Here is a 16,710-nt window from a genome sequence, read left to right as displayed (position 1 = left end):
CATTATCCTTTATTACTTACACTTCTTTAATAATCGCCATAATTAATTGTGCTGCATGCTTTGCTGCTTGCTCTAAAAATTCATCAAATGAGACAGACGATGCCTTACCTGCAATATCAGATAAAGCCCGTATAATGACAAATGGCTTTTCATATTGGTAACAAACCTGAGCAACTGCAGCAGCCTCCATTTCGGAAGCAATCATCTGAGGGAACTTCGCTCGTACAAATGCTACTCGCTCAGGATCCTCCATAAATGAATCTCCTGTAGCAATAATGCCTTCTTCATAATTTATCGATAGGTTATTAACAGCTGCAATGGCTTTCTCAACAAGCCGTTGATCTGCTTCATACATCGCAGGTAGTCCTGGTACTTGACCATATTCATAATTAAATGCAGTAACATCCACATCATGATGGACAACCTTCGTAGATATTACGATATCTCCTACATTTAATTTTTCAGAGAATCCTCCTGCAGAACCAGTATTTATGACATGGCTAGGCATAAAACGTTCATGCATAATTGTAGTTGCCATTGCCGCATTTACTTTGCCAATTCCTGATTTTAATAATACTACATCTTTACTATAAAGCTTTCCTTCAACAAATAAACAGTTTGCAACACTAACTTCCTGCTTCCCTGTCATATTGTCTAATAGAAGTGCTACTTCTTCATCCATTGCTCCAATTATTCCAATCGTCATGATAGTCCTCCACTTATAGCATTTCGTTTAATTACTCTTTCGATCATTTACAATTAGCTTTTCTACTTTTGTTGGCTGCCATCCTTCGCCATCAATCCATGATAGGAAAACACGATACGTTGCAGTCTGTGCATTATCGGATACAGTTGCGATTACCTTCTGTTCGCCGCCATTCTCATACCACCATTCAATCATATCATTCTCAGCTATTCCAGTTGCAACTGACGAAGCCTTCTTCAGTTCTGCTCGGTCTGCCGTGCCTTCATTATACGTCGTTGTATGTGGGCCAGTTTGTACAGTTCCAACCGGTTCCCAGTCACCAGTAAATGCCTCTTCAACATTATCATCTGATGGTTCAGCAGGCTCTGTTTCTACTTCTTCATTATTTGCTTTAGTATCTTCTTCCTCATCTGGTGTAGTAGACTCTGCTTCATCTTCAGTAGCTTCCTCATTTTCTTCTGTATTATTATTTGAGTCATCATTTGATTTTGAATCATCATTTATAATAATTTCAGATGACTCCTCCATTGGTTCTTCGGATGTGGTGTCTGAGTCGTCATTTCCTCCGCCAAAAATCCAAAAAGCGAGAAGTACAACGATGAGCACAGCCCCAGCAATTAGCAAAATTGTAATGGACTTTGTCGTTTTCCTTCTTTTTTCGAATTTATTTAAGCGTGTATTTCTATCCATATCTCTCATCATATCTACCCCCTATACTATTATATTATAGTACCATATTTCCTATGTATAATAGTATTATAGGAACATTACATTTTTAATTATCGTATGAATCATTACTTCCTTTAACTCGACCTTGTAAAATTCCAAAAAACCATCCCGCTACAAGAAGAAAAATAATAAATATAATAATCACTGCTATTACTGTTGCAGTTACTACATTATTCGTAATTCCAGTATCAAGCAGGAAGTTTTTAATTAAATCTATTATCCATAACACTATTGAAAAAACAAATTTCGCAGTAGCATCATAAGCAACTTTTTAAATATTTATTAACGGTGAATAGAAGTCTTCCATTTATAGGTCTCCTCTTTTGCAATTAATTTCCAACTTTTAATCATCATCCGAATCATAACCCCCACCATATACACGAATGGGACCTAAAAACCACCCTACCAGAAAAAGAAAGATACTCAACATAATAATCACAGCAATTACTGTCGCAGTTACTACATCATCCGTAATTCCAGTATCAAGCAGAAAGTTCTTAATTAAATCTATTATCCATAACACGGTTGAAAAAACAAATTTCGCAATAGCATCATAAGCAACTTTTAAAATATTTATTAACGGTGAAAAGAAGTCTTCCATTTATAGGTCTCCTCTTTTGCAATTAATTTCAATTATTTGTTAACCTTACTAATCTCTTCATCTATCTTCGAAATTGCCTCTTTTCGTTGCTCGGCGTTTAATTTCTTATTCGCGTTAGCTAGTTCTTTCTCCTTATTTAAGCTGGCCAGCTGTAATTTCTTATCTTTCAGTTCATAAGCAAGTGTCTTCGCTTCTTTCGGTTTATCCAAATGAATATAACTATTTGCCGCGAGCACTTTTGCCCGAGGATTATCGACAAGCTCTGAATATAGATTAATAATCTCATTATAATCCTTCTTAACCCACGCTTGCTCAATTTTTACCTCTGGAACATTTGAATCTATACTAAGAATTGCTTGATTTGCTTCCTTTTTGTTTAACTCATTCAATTTCCTAACAATAACCTTTTGCTGTTCATCACTGCCAATTTTGGCAGCTTTTGATAAACTTTCTAACGAATTTTGCACAATATATTGCTCTGTCAATGTTTGTTTTGCAGTCTCATCCAGTGCTTCAGCACTTTCAAATAAAGGAATTGCTTCCTCAGTATTTCCAGCTATTACTTCACGATAGGCTTTTGTCACCGTATGCAAATCAGTTAGTGAAGCTTCAAGTGCTTTATTTTCTTCGATAAGTTGCGCTTCGTTTTTACCTATTTCTTCATTTTCATTCGCCATAGCCGTCGACGCTTCGGTAAGTGGCATTACTTTCAGCACATACATAGAAAGCAAGCCAATAATGACACCAACTAAAATTCCTGATAATAAGGAAACATTCTTTTTAGGAGTTTTTGCATTTTTCTTTATCGCCGCTGGTTTTACTGCAGCTTGTTTCGGTGCTGTCTCCATTTTTTTGAAAAAGCTGCTTAATATCACCATTGAATTTGCGTTAATAATTGTTGTCAGGATTGGCTCACTCGTTTTTATATGATTTAAATCATTACCTGTTATTTCATCATAAGCATACGTCGAAAACAAGTAAAGTAAGACTCTTTTTTGATCAATTAATAGTTGTTCCATATTAAAACGTTCCTGTACAAAGATTGAGCGAATCCCACGAAAAGCAAATTTAACATCACCATCAGATGTCACATAAATATTATCAGGATGAACTAGTGTGGTATATTGTGTACCGATTAATCGATCGATGGATAATATTTGCAATGCAATTTGTCGCTTTACTTCCTTGCTGGAATTTCGATAGTGTTTAAGTTTTTGATATGCTTTATTTCGCTTATAGTATAAACGAATACTAGTTTCGTCAGCAAGTATGTGCTGGCATTCAAAGAAGAAGACATCTTTCCGCTTTAATTCGTCTAGTTGCTCAATATCTACTAGATTTGTTTGTTCTTTAGCTATTTCGTAAATGATAACTTCTTCATTATCTGTTATTTCTCCATATTGCAGCGGGGCTTTTTCTGTCATTTTTATCCCTCCGTTTTCTTAAAAGCTGGTATTTATTATATTATGGATTTTATATAAACTGCAGAGTAGTGTTGCGTGTCAAGGGCTCTCGGGCCAGTCGCTCCAGAAATACACTTTGCGCATCCTAAGGGAGCTGGTGAGTCAACTCGAGCTAACGCGCTTCGTAGTCTCACCGAAGCTCTTCTTCCCGTAGGAGTCTTCGTGTATTTCTTCCGCTGGGTAAGTGCAAAAAGTAACTTTAAAGGAGTTACTTACACAAAAACATCCAATCTCGAATGTAGCAAATAAATGGAGACTGATTGTGAATAGCCAAATCATCCCATCTGATATTAAAAATTCTCGCAAGTTTGCAGTTTATATCAATTAATCAATTACGAGATACTTAGAGATGGTAAAATATACTGCCTATCTTATCTGCACACAGCTCTGGTTAACTTCTCAAAACCGCAGTAGGAGACGCTGGAGGATGTTTCTTGGTTTTTCTAGTTCTTCTTGTGCTTTCAATAATAGTTTCTTTGCTTCTCTCGCATCCTGTATTCTGTCTTTTGGTTGGAGTTGTACTAGCTTGTTAATGCATTTTTCCAGGTCCTTGGGTATTTTCTTATTAAAGTCGCGAATGGGTTTCTGTGCGATGTATACGTACTTTCCTTTTGAAACTAAATAATATAATAAGGCTCCTAGTGAAAATAGATCTGTTCTGCGGTCTGTTTGTCGCTTTTCAAATTGTTCTGGTGCTGCAAATCCTACTGTTCCTACTTGAACTGTGTCTTGGATTAAATTCTCCTGGAATCTGCGTGCAATCCCGAAATCAATTAATTTTATCGATCGGTTGTTCATCACCATGATATTGCCTGGTTTAATGTCGCGATAAATAATAGGATATGGTTTTTGGTTATGTAAATAGTGGAGAACTTCACAAAGCTCGATGCCAATATGCAGGATTGTTTCCATTGGTAGCTGATTATTATACAATGCCATCTGGTCTGATAGTGATACGCCTTCAACATATTCCTGAACAAGATAAAAATATTCTTCCGTTTGAAAAAAATCAACAACATGAGGAAGACTAGAATGATGTAGCTCACTTAACAGCCTTGCTTCATCCTTTAATTTTGCTGCCAATTTATTTGTAATGCTCGTAATTTTTACTGCCCATCTTTTACCCAGATTATTTTTTTCTTCTATTAAATAGACCTCGGACATTCCACCAGAAGCAATATGTGAAAGAACGATATATTTATTATTTAACAGATCCCCTCGCTCAATCAGAATCCCATGCTTATTCACAGTTCACACCTCTTTATCATCCGACTACATCCCCTTGAATAAGGCCGCCAGTGTTCGTTTAGTCTTTACTTGAGAAGCAGCAAACCGATGACGAACTAGCATTAGTGTAACATTATCAAATGCATCGGAAAAATTAGAAAAATTAATAAGATAATCCGATATTGCCTGCAGACTGCCGTATTCCTTCTCTAAACTAATTAACATGTTCTTGATTTCTTCATTCGAAAATAGCGTGTAAAAACCATCACTGCAAAGTAAAAATAGGTCAGTAGATTGATATGTTCCACTGCTGATATATGGGTGCACATTATTATCAATCCCTAGACACTGTGTCAGCACATTTCGCTTCGGATGATTTCTTGCTTCTTCTTCAGATAATTGTCCACTCTCCACTTGTTTCCCTACCCAGGAATGGTCTTCCGTTAGTTTCATTAACTCTGGCTCAGATTCCAGTATTTCTGTTTGCTGCTCATCTATCCTGTTAAGTGAATCGACCAGATGTGGACCTTTTTGACTTAAGTACTGCTTTAGACCATAATTCCATCCCTTCATCCGGTAAACACGACTATCGCCAATATGAATAACTCCATATTCACCTTTATACAGCACTAAAAGCGATAATGTTGTCCCCATTTTCTTTCCCGTATGGCTGCTTGCTGCTTTAATCGTTTTATTAATTTGCTGGACTATCTGTTCCCCTTCTATCAGAATTCGCTGCAAGGCATTTCTTCGTTTTGTGATTTTTTTACTCCGTTTTTCCCACCATTCTTCAATAGAGGAGATTGCTATCTGACTGGCAGTATCTCCAAGCTGATAGCCTCCCATTCCATCGGCAACTGCGAACAATGCTATTTCGTTCCCATCGTTATCCGATGATACTTGATGAAAATAGGAGTCCTCATTTTTATCTTTTTTTGTCCCTTGATGTGATGCAATTCCAATCTGCCAATTTTTGTTCATTATGAATGACTCCATTTAAATGTATAAATTGCCTTCCCTAATTCAAATTGATCGTCCGTATTCAATGCATAAATCTTATAAGGAACCAATGTATTCCCATTCAGCTTTGAGCCATTTTTTGACCCTAAATCTTTTAATCCATAGCTTGAATCATCTATTTTAATAATTTCTGCATGAATTCTTGAGATACCGATCGACTCATCTTTAAAGTTTACGGATGCCTCATTTCTGCCAATTAAGAAATTATTCGCATTGATTTCAACCGTTTGCGCTTGTTCACCGGCAGATTCTCTAACTAAAATGGCAGAAACCACTTGTTGTTGCTGACTTTCCACTACATGTAAATTCGTTTCATCTTCTAATAAGACGGTATCCTCATTGCTTTCTGAAAGAAATGTTGTATCCATTGCTGTAGCTGCGATGGAATTCTGCGCTATAAAAGAAGATGTTTGTGCAATTAATGGTTCAGACTTCTTTGTCACTTGCTGCTGGAACACAGGTTGTTTATTTATTTGAACATTAGGCATTGCTGTTTTATTTTCAGAACTATTATTTGGCACTTCAGCTTTGTCTTTTATCGGTGTCATACCTGGCCGCCAAACTTTCCAGAACACATAATCGAAGACAAGCACAACGAGCGTTAATAAGCTGCTAGCAATTAACACTGTTTGATTTGTATACATATCATAAAGCTTCCAGATAAACGCAATTGCCAGTAATGACCCCATAATCAAATAAATTCTTCCTCTAGATGATAATGGCGGAAGTTTTCTTTTTGCTTTTTTCTTCGACTTACTTACTGTTTCTTCCATGTGTACACCAGGAGTGATTGGCTGATAATTATTTTGACCCGTCCCAGGATTTGCATTGTCAGCAAAATTAGCATTCGGATTGTTATAGTACATGTCCTGATTCTGATTCACATTCGACCGAAGTGAGATTAACTCAAGCAGTAATTTTTTTAACCCTGATAATCCAAAGGCAGGATTCTTTATGTAATTCAAGATACTCTTAAACTCGTTTCCTTGTAAGCCCTCTACCTCACCGGCAATATCAGTTAACAGTTTCTTCATATCTTCTTCAATTGTCGATTCACGCTTCATTCCAGTAACCGGCAAATATGTTAAATACACATCACCAGGCTTTTCACCGATATAGACGAATTCTTTTTGCAAAATAAATTGCTGTTGATCAAGCATATAAGAACCCGATTCTTCCAGCGTAGAAATAATTGCTAAAAATAATTGATAGTAATCACTCATCGTTGTACGATTTTCTTGGAAAAATGAGGTAACTTTTTGTTTAGATGTGAGCTTATAATGTACTTTTATCGTTAAATCGATATTTTCGATAGATAAGCTAAGCAAGTGCGGGATGTTATTTGATTGGATCATTTTTAATTGCACAGCATTTAGATCTTCTGCCGTTAACTTCTTATCATCGCGTTCTGTAAAAATAATCGATTTACCATTCTGATGTGAATGCTTATAACTAAAATCATAAATATTTCCCATTTGATCTCCTCCTGTTAATTAAAATAAATAATAGTAATACGTTGTGATAACTGCCGGAATAACTGCATACATAAACGGAAAACGAGTTGCCTTCGTCGTTTTAAATTCCTCGATTTTCTGAAAACTTCTTGATGTAATAGAATGAATTATTGCAAAGAGCGCATTCGTAATCTTCTTTAAAAACGTTTTTGTAAATAATAAAATAATAATAGCAATAAGACCTGCAAAGACTATTGAATACATCATCATATACAACACCAATTGAATCCCTATCATCGAGCCAATGGCTGCAAATAACTTCACATCACCAGCTCCCAATGCTTTGAAAACATAAAGGATTAAAAATATACCACCAGCAACAAGTAACCCGAGGAAAGAAAATAATAAGCCTTCGACACCACTTGTAATCAAGTGATAAACGATACCAATAAGCATTCCTCCAGCTGTCAGCCAATTCGGCAGTTTTTGATATTTAACATCAGTCATAAATGCAATAACTAAGAAAACAAATAAAATATAATCAATCGCTTGCAGCATTTATTTCCTCCTTTCTCTTAGAAAACCAAGATTTATCCAAACCCTTGGGCGAGAGTCTTTGTTGCTGCTTTCTATCCTGTCAAGTATTAAGCCCCAGCCCAAAGTCTTTCATAAGATGTTTTTTTGAGTGTGATTGTTTTCTCTACAAACGGAATAGAAATATCAATATCATAACTTGCATTTATTTCCAAAAATGCCCCATCACCAGTAAAGCTCGTTGGTGTTTTTATACTATCAATCTTAAGTTTGGAGGGATCAAAGAAGTTGCCGCCTAATCTGCCGGAAAACTTATCCTCAATTATTGGTTCTACTAAACCTGGAGTGACACTATCCAAATAGCCGTTTACGTCAATTGTAATACCTAAATATTCCATACTATCGTTTAATAAATCCTTGGCCAATTGCGGGTCAATATCAACACGCTCACTCAATCCATCAAATTTCTCCTCCACAATGGTTGATACTGCGGTTGTTGCTAACTCAGCAGGATATGCAAGCGTGACCACTACCTCATTTGTTTCTGCTAATGACTGATATAAAGCCATATCCACAATTGCCAACCGGATAATCATCGCTAAAAATACGATAAAAAGCATAAAAAACGGTAAAACCATTGCAGCCTCTAATGTCATACTCCCATTTTCTTTTTTGATAAATTTTATTGGAATCACCCCTTTGTAACTAGCAATTTCTATTACACATCAATTAGCTTCCTCTCTAGTAAACTCAAATGATATTTTATTGGTTAATCCCTCTAAAAACTCTCCATCGGTTAAAATATATTGATCACTGACTTCCATATCAAATAATAAAACACCTGTTTGTGATTCTCCTGGGTTAATATCTACAGGCCACTCTTCTGCAACACCTTCTATATAATACCAAGGAAATCCGCTCGAATTGTCAATCGAAGATAGGTCTGTGCTACTAAAAATATCAGCAGCAGCAACTGCTTCATCTCCAGTGTTTAATACTGTTAAATTAACAATCACAAAATTACCTAGTTCAGAAGCTGTATCGTCGACTTGTTCTTTAATTTCAACAGAATTTAAAGTAATTTCATGTTCAGAAAAGTTACTTTTTACAATTGCTGTGTCACCAATTGCTAAACCAAGCTGATCATCCGGTAAATCGCCAATAGTTGACGTGGATGAAACTGTATTAGTTTCCCTATCCTTATCAAAGCTTACTTCCTCAGCTAATTCATCGTTCGAGTTATCTTTTTCTGTTATTGAGTTACCACCACTCACTACCTCGCTATTATCTTCCTTTCCACTACAAGCAACCAGTAGAGTAGAGGAGATTAAAGCTAGAATGATAAATTTTATCCAAGTGCGCTTCATATTTTTTCCTCCTATTTTACTGGGCTTCACTTGCTGGAATTGTCCACATTACTTGGTTTGTGGTTCCGATACTTACTGCTCCAGAATCCTGTACCAAATAATACTCATCTCTTTCATTAATATCGGTAATAAATTGTCCAGAAATTATTTCACCATCGGCAATTTCACCTGTCAGTCCTTTTACACTATCAAAATACCCAGACGCATCATGATTACCGCTATGTTCCAAATTATCTTTTACAATAGTTGATTCAAGTATGTCTTCTAATAACATTGTTTCACCACTAATATTCTTAACCGTCAAATCTAGTAATAGTAAATCATCAAGTTGTGACTCTTCACCATCTAACTTTTCTTTAATAATTTTCGCCCCGTCTAATGTTATTTCAAACTGTCCGATTGTTGTATCAAATGTTCCTTTATCACCGATTCTAAGATCTAATTGATCTTCTGCTTCAATATTTAAATCATTTTCACTTGAAAATGATTCTTCTTCACTAGTATTATCCTCGGATTCAGCTGGAGTTGTATTATTAGTTGGCTCCATGTCATCCCCACACGCACTAATAAATAATGTTATTGCAACCAGAATCATTAATAATGTTAAGACTTTTTTCATTCTATCCTCCTTCCACTTTTCAAAATAATTATGTATTTATGACAGTGCTATATTGAATTACTTTATAACACTGCCACCTCAATTAAGCGTTAAAATATTTCTATTTACTGAATCTCACTTACAGGAATTGTCCATATTACTTGGTTTGTTGTACCTGCAGCAATCGCTCCAGACTCTTGAGCAAGATAATATTCTTCACTTTCGTACACATCTGTAATAAATTGTCCCGATATTTCTTCCCCATCAGCAATTTCACCTTTTAATTCTTCTACACTATCAAAATACTCGGCTCCATTTGAGGTCCCTGTTGATTCTAAATCATCTTTAACCACTGTCGATTGAAGAATTTCTTCTAGCAGCATCGTTTTACCACTAGTATTTTTTATGGTTATGTCCAATAAAATTAAATCATCAAGCTGTGACACTTCGCCGTCTAACCCGTCAGTAATAAGTTTTGCGTTATCTAATGTTATTTCAAATTGACCAATTGTTGTATCAAATTTCCCAGTATCGCCAATCTTTAGATCCAATTGATCTTTTGTATTAATATTCAAGTCATTTTTACTTGTTGCTGAATCTTCACCTGTATTCGAATCATCTTCTTGCGTTGAATCTGTTCCTTTTTCCGTATCTTCTACTGGTTCCTCTGTTGCTGAATCTTCACCTGTGTTATCTTGAGATTCGGTAGGAGTTGTATCTGCAGTTGGCTCCTTTTCGTCTCCACAAGCACTCAGGAAAAGTGTCGTTGCGATTAGAATGGTTAATAATGTTAAGATTTTTTTCATTTCCTTCACCTCTAGTTAAATTTATACAGTCTACTAAATGTCTTACCTATTAAGGTAACTGTATCTGTTAATAAGAATAATTAACTTCTTTTTCAATAAAGTATCGATTTCCTTCTACTCTGCCATCAATTGCTCCAGTTTTACCTAACATTTCTGCTAATCCAGGTAAGAACCATAATCTGATGGACGATGTTGCATTTGCATTTATATATGTCGAACTCTTTGTTAAATCAGTTTCAGTATCATGGTCAATGACTGCCATGATCCTTTCTGTTTTTTTCCCTGTCGGATGTGCGAATAAGAATAATCTCAAGTGTTCCTCATAGCCCCATTGTGGTCTTGTTTTACCTGGAAATAATTCAACTTTTCTTCCATTTGTAATATCATTCATATTATCTATCGTTTTTCCAAAAGCATTAGCAAGTGCAGCTACCCACATATAAGGTCCGAACACTTTATTTTTTGTATCCATCAACGCAGCTACAAAATTTATAGCAAACCTCACTGCAAATATTTCCGACAAAGCAGCCATATAATTCGCTCCAAAGCTTGCCTGACCGTAAATGATATATTCTACTTGATTATTTTCAAATTTATATCCAGCTGTCCCATCGGTTGGAAAGGTGTGACTAGCAAAACGGGTTAGAACATACTCATTAATATAGAGCTCATCTCTAGCTGAAATCAGCTTTTCTCCCAGATTTTCAAATAACATATCAATGAAGTTCATTGCATCATCCGCAGTATCTTCTCGATCCTCTAGCTCAAACTTTTCTCCATTTTCTTCAATCGCGCCATGATATTTAATAACTCGCTCTGCTAGCTTTTGATAGGTTTCTGTATCACCAGAGATATTCTCATAATCATCTTGAATACTGTCCATCTTATCTTTCAGGTCTTCTAAATTATCATCCGCTTCCTCTTCTTTCTCTTCTAAACCATCATCTTTAAATTCTGCTCTTCCTTGCTCAAGTATCTCTAATGCTTCATTTATTAAGTTCAAGGTATCCCTATAATAGATTCTCACTTGATCTTGAATTGCATTTCTTAATTCATTATGTCGTTTGCTATGGAATCCATCATCGACACCTTTTTTTATTTCTTCCAATTTAGGAATCAACTCATCGGTTCGATTATTATCTGATTCAAGTTTATCGATTGCGGATTGCACTTTATCAATAAGCGTTGTAAACATTTCTTTATCTAACACGTAATCATCAACAGAATCCATTGCATTATTTAACCCGCTGTCATCCCCAAGATCGTCACCACGATTCTCATTTTGTGCATTTTGATAGCTTTCCTGCTTGCTATCCTTTGCATTATCGATTGTCGTTTTGACTGTGTTGTTCAAAGTTTCCGCTTCCTTGATCAGCTCCAATGCTTCCATGAGCTTATCCTTCGCTTCAGTCGAAACATTAATTAAACGAGTTAATAATGCTGCAGCATTTCCCTTAAAATTATCTGCCTTCCGTTTATCCTCTGTTTCTTTCTCTTTTTCCTCATTTGTTTTTTCCTCGTCATCCCCATCATCAGCTGGTGGATTGATTGGATAAACATCTAAATACTTCGTATGACCATTGAATATATCCTGTAAATTATTTACTACCGGATATGCACTCACTGATGTACTGTTAATTTCTGTATCAATACTTTCAAGCTTTTCCTTTGCTTCCTTAATTAACTCTGTTGCTTTATCAAGCTTCTCTTCTCTGCTCTCTACATCGTCTTCTATTTCTTTAATAATATCGACATATACCGATGCTTGCTCCATTTCATCAGAGATTGAGAGAAATGATTCTAAAATCGATTCACCAATTTCAATTGGTGCTTGATACTTCATTTCCTCCAAAATTTGATGTTCAAATACTTCTTTATTCGCTAATCCCCGGTCAAGATTAAGATTTGTTGTTATTTCACTCTCTTCAGCTTGCAGATCAACGAAATGAAATCCTTCTCCATCACCAGCCTGAATATTCTTTTCAAATACCGTTTGAAAAAGTGCTGTAGCATCCCCTTGTTCCCCATTAAATGCAAATAAGCCTTTATCCTGTAACCCCTGATTATAAGATGACATCGTTGATCTGAGCGCTACTTTCGCTGCCTGATCTGTTTGTCTGTCAGCAACCATAATCCTCGCATAATCAATTAATACTGCATTGAAAAAGAAAAGTAGTAGCGTGATCATGATTAAGAAGATTGAGACTGCCCCTTTCTCATCCACTATAAATTTATGTATAAATTTCTTTATACAGCGCTTCATGTTTGCCCCACCTACTACTTCGCTTTATTTTTATTCATAAACTCAAAGATGTAACTGCCATATTTGGCAATTTTCTCAGTTCCATAGATTACGAAATCCGTATTTCTAATTAATTCAGCTGGCTCTGTTATCGGCTGTTTCGCAGTTGCAGTCAGTGTATTACCGCCGAATATTTCCACAACCGACGATGGAAGTGCCAATTGTTTATCAATTTTTACTTCGATTTCACTGATTAGAAAACTCTGGTTTAAATTAATTTCAGCATCATAACCACTAATTCTGCCAGTCTTCTTGCCAACTAAATCATTTCCACCGCTTCCCAAACCAAATTTATTTAAGAAGTTATTTCCAGTCAGTCTCCAGTAAAGGCCATCCCCATTCATTGTTGTATATTCTGTCATAGGGAATTCACCAGTATCCACATCTGCTGAACTGTTATTCCATGAATAGGCCATTGCACTTGCGATCGCATTAGCCTCATAGTGAATCGTCACTTTTTCATAGATTACGAGTGTAAAAAAAACAAAGAGAAGGACTATGATTAAAATAATTGGAAATAGCATCGTTGCTTCAATCGTAAATGCTCCTTCCTCATCTCTTTTTAATTTCTGTAAATCGAGTTTGTTATTCATGATCAAAAGTCCTTTCTAGTTTGATTCTAAATCATTTTTCTGTTTGGAACTCACCAATTTTTCCATCACCAAACTTAAGAAGATCATTTACCCAGCCGATAATTTGATCTCTGAATAATAATGCAATAACTACAATTACAGCGATAATTAACATCAATTCTAATGTTTGTAGCCCTTCTTCATCATTCCAAAAATTCTTTATTGCCGTTGTTAGTGTATTCATATTCATTTTACTACCTCCTAAATTTTCTGTTTTATATAAATATCCCGTGTTACATTATTGTAAGCGCAGGGTATCCAACAATAATCATTACCGCCACAAAGATTAATATCAGCGGGAAAACTAACTTTGATGATGCTTCTTCCCCTTTTGTTTTAGAAATAGCTTTACGCTTTTCCCATAACGTATGGGATAATTCCCTCAGTGCTATAATCAGGTCGTTTCCACCTTTTCGATAATTCAAGAGTATTGTCGTGGTAAAAATTGAGATTTCCTGTATTCCGCATTTTTTGCTTAAATCATTTAATACTTGATGAAACGGTTCATTACTCACCATCTTATTAACCGTTTCATTTAATTCCCTAATTAACGGAGAATTTGGATCCTTCGTTGTTGTCACACAGCGGATTAACGCCTGTTGAACCGTTTCTCCCGCATTTACTAACAAAATAATTTTATTTACAACCTCTGGTAATTCCGTTAATATCTGGTTTTTACGCTCTTTTTCCTGATTGGATAGCTTACTTATCATGGCGATAGGCAATAATACGGTAAACAGAAGTCCAACAAAGAAAATGGTTTGGTCACCTTCCGAAACTAAAGTGAATAAGAAGGTACCCAGTATACATACGAGTACGATTGAAATAAGCTGTGCAATAAACATTCTCGTATGCTGTAACGCAGTTCGATTACCGTATAAGCTGATCATTTTCTGTTGGATTTTTGCAATTTGACTATAAAAGCGTTCCATTATTTTCAATTTATCGATTAAATACAATGACACTGGAGCCATAATCATCAATTGATATTTATCTTTAAAGTCAGCAATGATAACTTCATAGGTTTTACCAACCTTTAGCGATAATCCAAAATAAACTGCAATAATTAATAATGTACCAATTCCCAGAGCAATCACCATTTAGCATCACACCTTAATATCCATAATTCGCTGACCTAGCCTATAGGCAAAAACAAGTAGTCCCAGACATGCAGTCATAATGATTGGTCCACTCGTACTCCATGAATACATTGGAGCTAGATATTCCTCCGCTGTATTTTTTAATAAGAGAATCATTGCAAGTGGTGCGATACTCATTAGCTTTGATTCAAACTTTTTAGAAGAAATCATAACGGATACTTCTTGCTGAATATCAATTTTCTCACTAATAATATCTGACGTACGACGAATAACTTCTACGAGGTTTCCACCAGTACGTTTACAAGTAATAAAAACATTGGCAAAATTTTGTATATCTTCTAAGTCTGAGCGAATACTAAAATCTAGGATAGCATTTTCTATCGTTTCGCCATTCTCCACTCTTCGATTAATTACTTCGAATTCCTGAATGATGAATGTATTTGGGTCCGGATAGAGCAAATACAAATCAACTACAACTTCTTTAAAGCTATTTTCTATCGATCTTCCTGCCGCTAATGAGGAGGAAAGTGAAGCAATCGCTTCTTTAAATTGTAATTTCAACTTTTCTTTTCTTTTTTCTAGCAATGCTTTCTTTTGGACCTTCGGATAGAGTAATCCAAGCGCGCCTAATATGACTGCTGCGATATAGCTCTCATAAAATAAATAACCGACAAATCCGAAAAATACTATTGCTAGTGATGCGTATAACAAATATTCTTTTATCGATAAATGGTACTCCGCGTAATTGATTAAATGAGTATCGATGTTTTTCTTCGCATTTTCCTGAAGCCTTTCCATGAAGTGCTTCTTCTTCAATTGCTCTAATTCCGTATTTTTCTCCATTTTAGTGGACGGAGTTTGCTCTGGATTTGCTTCTCTTTTCTTCCTTCTTGCTACGGAATAAAAATACCCGCCAACCAATCCGACTAAAACTATCACCAGTACAATATCTGTCAATTAATCACCCCCTTGCCTGTTCCTTATCAATTGATACACCTGCAAGCTGGATTTTTGATTTATTTGTTAATTGATTGCCAGTAGCCTGTAATGAGCCGAGGAGATTACCGTCTTCGTCTTCCCCTTCTTCAACAAACTCATAAAGAGGATTAAGCAGTACTTCACCATCTTCAACACCTAACACCTCGCTGATTGCAACAACTTTTCGGGAATTGTCACGCAGCCGCATTAAATGAATCATAATATCGATTGCGGAGCTGATTTGTTTCCGGATTACTTGAACCGGTAGATTCGCACCATTCAGTACCATTGTTTCCAGTCGACTGAGCATATCCTTTACTGAGTTCGCATGCCCCGTCGAGAGCGATCCATCATGCCCAGTATTCATCGCCTGGAGCATGTCTAATGCTTCTTCCCCACGAACCTCACCGACAATGATTCGGTCCGGCCGCATTCGGAGTGATGTTTTAATCAGCTCACGGATAGTTATTTCCCCTTTTCCTTCTGTGTTTGCGTTTCTCGTTTCTAAGCTGACCAAATTTGGAACATTTTTAATTTGCAGCTCGGCTGAATCTTCAATCGTAATAATACGTTCATCTCTCGGGATGAAGTTCGATAATACATTCAGGAATGTTGTTTTACCTGAACCCGTCCCACCGCCAATGAAAATATTATATTTTGCCTTAACAAGCTGCTGCAAAAAATCTGCTGCCTCCTGTGGGATCGAGTCATAAGCGATTAAGTCATCGATTGTCAGTGGCTTTTCCGGAAACTTCCGTATCGTAATAACCGGTCCCTTCAAAGCAATTGGAGGTAACACAACATTTACCCGTGATCCATCTTGCAATCTAGCATCAACAATTGGTGAGGATTCATTTACAACCCTATCAACCTTTGAAACAATCGATTGAATAATATCTTCCAGCTTCTGCTGACTCTCAAACTGAATATCCACCCGAGTTGTAGTACCGTATCGTTCAATAAAAATCTCTTCATGATTATTTATCATTATTTCGGTAATTGTTTTGTCATCGATTAGTGGCTGGAGAACATCATATCCGCGGAAAGAATTATAAATTCGTTCAACCAAATATTTAATTTCTGCTGATTTAAGCTTGTTTTCCTTTGCATAATCAAATACTGCAACCTCGACATATTCTCTTAGTTCTTCATTTTTTATGGAGTGCATTAAATCCAGCGTTTCTCGTAATTGT

The 16,710-nt window shown here is 36.0% G+C and carries 18 protein-coding genes; all 18 read right to left on the bottom strand.

The window, feature by feature from the left end; translation table 11 throughout:
• Window positions 1-16: 16 nt before the first annotated feature.
• Window positions 17-706 carry a 5'-methylthioadenosine/S-adenosylhomocysteine nucleosidase gene (gene mtnN / locus CWR45_RS02345; protein ID WP_115748186.1) on the bottom strand — a complete coding sequence of 230 codons (690 nt, stop codon included), beginning with the start codon at window positions 704-706 and terminating at the stop codon, window positions 17-19.
• A 27-nt stretch (window positions 707-733) separates the two neighbouring features.
• A complete protein-coding gene (locus CWR45_RS02340; protein WP_245975316.1) occupies window positions 734-1,408 on the bottom strand; it encodes a YrrS family protein in 675 nt (224 codons plus the stop codon).
• Window positions 1,409-1,778: 370 nt separating this feature from the next.
• Entirely contained in the window at window positions 1,779-2,036 is a 258-nt protein-coding gene (locus CWR45_RS02335) for a hypothetical protein (protein ID WP_115748184.1), read from the bottom strand.
• A gap of 32 nt (window positions 2,037-2,068) precedes the next feature.
• Window positions 2,069-3,460: a type VII secretion protein EssB/YukC gene (locus tag CWR45_RS02330; protein WP_115748183.1), complete on the bottom strand. Its 1,392-nt coding sequence runs from the start codon at window positions 3,458-3,460 to the stop codon at window positions 2,069-2,071.
• 438 nt (window positions 3,461-3,898) lie between these two features.
• Window positions 3,899-4,747 carry a serine/threonine protein kinase gene (locus CWR45_RS02325; RefSeq protein WP_115748182.1) on the bottom strand — a complete coding sequence of 283 codons (849 nt, stop codon included), beginning with the start codon at window positions 4,745-4,747 and terminating at the stop codon, window positions 3,899-3,901.
• A 24-nt stretch (window positions 4,748-4,771) separates the two neighbouring features.
• A complete protein-coding gene (locus tag CWR45_RS02320) occupies window positions 4,772-5,707 on the bottom strand; it encodes a PP2C family protein-serine/threonine phosphatase (protein WP_170138770.1) in 936 nt (311 codons plus the stop codon).
• On the bottom strand, window positions 5,707-7,221 hold the full coding sequence (locus CWR45_RS02315; protein WP_115748180.1) for a DUF6382 and FHA domain-containing protein: 1,515 nt from the start codon (window positions 7,219-7,221) through the stop codon (window positions 5,707-5,709). Before CWR45_RS02315 ends, CWR45_RS02320 begins: the two co-directional genes overlap by 1 nt.
• Before the next feature lie 18 nt (window positions 7,222-7,239).
• The gene (locus CWR45_RS02310) at window positions 7,240-7,758 is read right to left on the bottom strand and encodes an A24 family peptidase (protein WP_115748179.1); all 519 of its coding nucleotides are present in this window, start codon (window positions 7,756-7,758) and stop codon (window positions 7,240-7,242) included.
• An 86-nt stretch (window positions 7,759-7,844) separates the two neighbouring features.
• Window positions 7,845-8,390 (bottom strand): hypothetical protein, encoded by a 546-nt coding sequence (locus CWR45_RS02305; protein WP_115748178.1) that lies wholly within the window; start codon window positions 8,388-8,390, stop codon window positions 7,845-7,847.
• 69 nt (window positions 8,391-8,459) lie between these two features.
• Entirely contained in the window at window positions 8,460-9,101 is a 642-nt protein-coding gene (locus CWR45_RS02300) for a DUF4352 domain-containing protein (RefSeq protein ID WP_115748177.1), read from the bottom strand.
• Between the two features lie 16 nt (window positions 9,102-9,117).
• Entirely contained in the window at window positions 9,118-9,720 is a 603-nt protein-coding gene (locus CWR45_RS02295; RefSeq protein ID WP_115748176.1) for a hypothetical protein, read from the bottom strand.
• Between the two features lie 104 nt (window positions 9,721-9,824).
• The gene (locus CWR45_RS02290) at window positions 9,825-10,505 is read right to left on the bottom strand and encodes a hypothetical protein (RefSeq protein WP_115748175.1); all 681 of its coding nucleotides are present in this window, start codon (window positions 10,503-10,505) and stop codon (window positions 9,825-9,827) included.
• Between the two features lie 67 nt (window positions 10,506-10,572).
• On the bottom strand, window positions 10,573-12,768 hold the full coding sequence (locus tag CWR45_RS02285; protein WP_115748174.1) for a DUF5702 domain-containing protein: 2,196 nt from the start codon (window positions 12,766-12,768) through the stop codon (window positions 10,573-10,575).
• A 14-nt stretch (window positions 12,769-12,782) separates the two neighbouring features.
• Window positions 12,783-13,400, bottom strand: a complete 618-nt coding sequence (locus CWR45_RS02280; RefSeq protein WP_115748173.1) for a TadE/TadG family type IV pilus assembly protein — start codon at window positions 13,398-13,400, stop codon at window positions 12,783-12,785.
• Between the two features lie 31 nt (window positions 13,401-13,431).
• Window positions 13,432-13,629, bottom strand: coding sequence for a Flp1 family type IVb pilin (locus CWR45_RS02275; protein ID WP_342770079.1), 198 nt, complete (start codon window positions 13,627-13,629; stop codon window positions 13,432-13,434).
• 43 nt (window positions 13,630-13,672) lie between these two features.
• Window positions 13,673-14,539 carry a type II secretion system F family protein gene (locus tag CWR45_RS02270; protein ID WP_115748172.1) on the bottom strand — a complete coding sequence of 289 codons (867 nt, stop codon included), beginning with the start codon at window positions 14,537-14,539 and terminating at the stop codon, window positions 13,673-13,675.
• 6 nt (window positions 14,540-14,545) lie between these two features.
• Window positions 14,546-15,496, bottom strand: a complete 951-nt coding sequence (locus CWR45_RS02265; RefSeq protein WP_115748171.1) for a type II secretion system F family protein — start codon at window positions 15,494-15,496, stop codon at window positions 14,546-14,548.
• A gap of 4 nt (window positions 15,497-15,500) precedes the next feature.
• Window positions 15,501-16,685, bottom strand: a complete 1,185-nt coding sequence (locus tag CWR45_RS02260) for a TadA family conjugal transfer-associated ATPase (protein ID WP_115748252.1) — start codon at window positions 16,683-16,685, stop codon at window positions 15,501-15,503.
• Window positions 16,686-16,710: the final 25 nt, after the last annotated feature.

The sequence above is a fragment of the Oceanobacillus chungangensis genome (genome assembly GCF_003369565.1).
In the GTDB taxonomy this organism is placed as follows: domain Bacteria; phylum Bacillota; class Bacilli; order Bacillales; family Amphibacillaceae; genus Oceanobacillus; species Oceanobacillus chungangensis.
The sequence above is the reverse complement of the archived record's forward strand: the minus strand, read 5'-3'. Positions and strand labels throughout refer to the sequence as shown.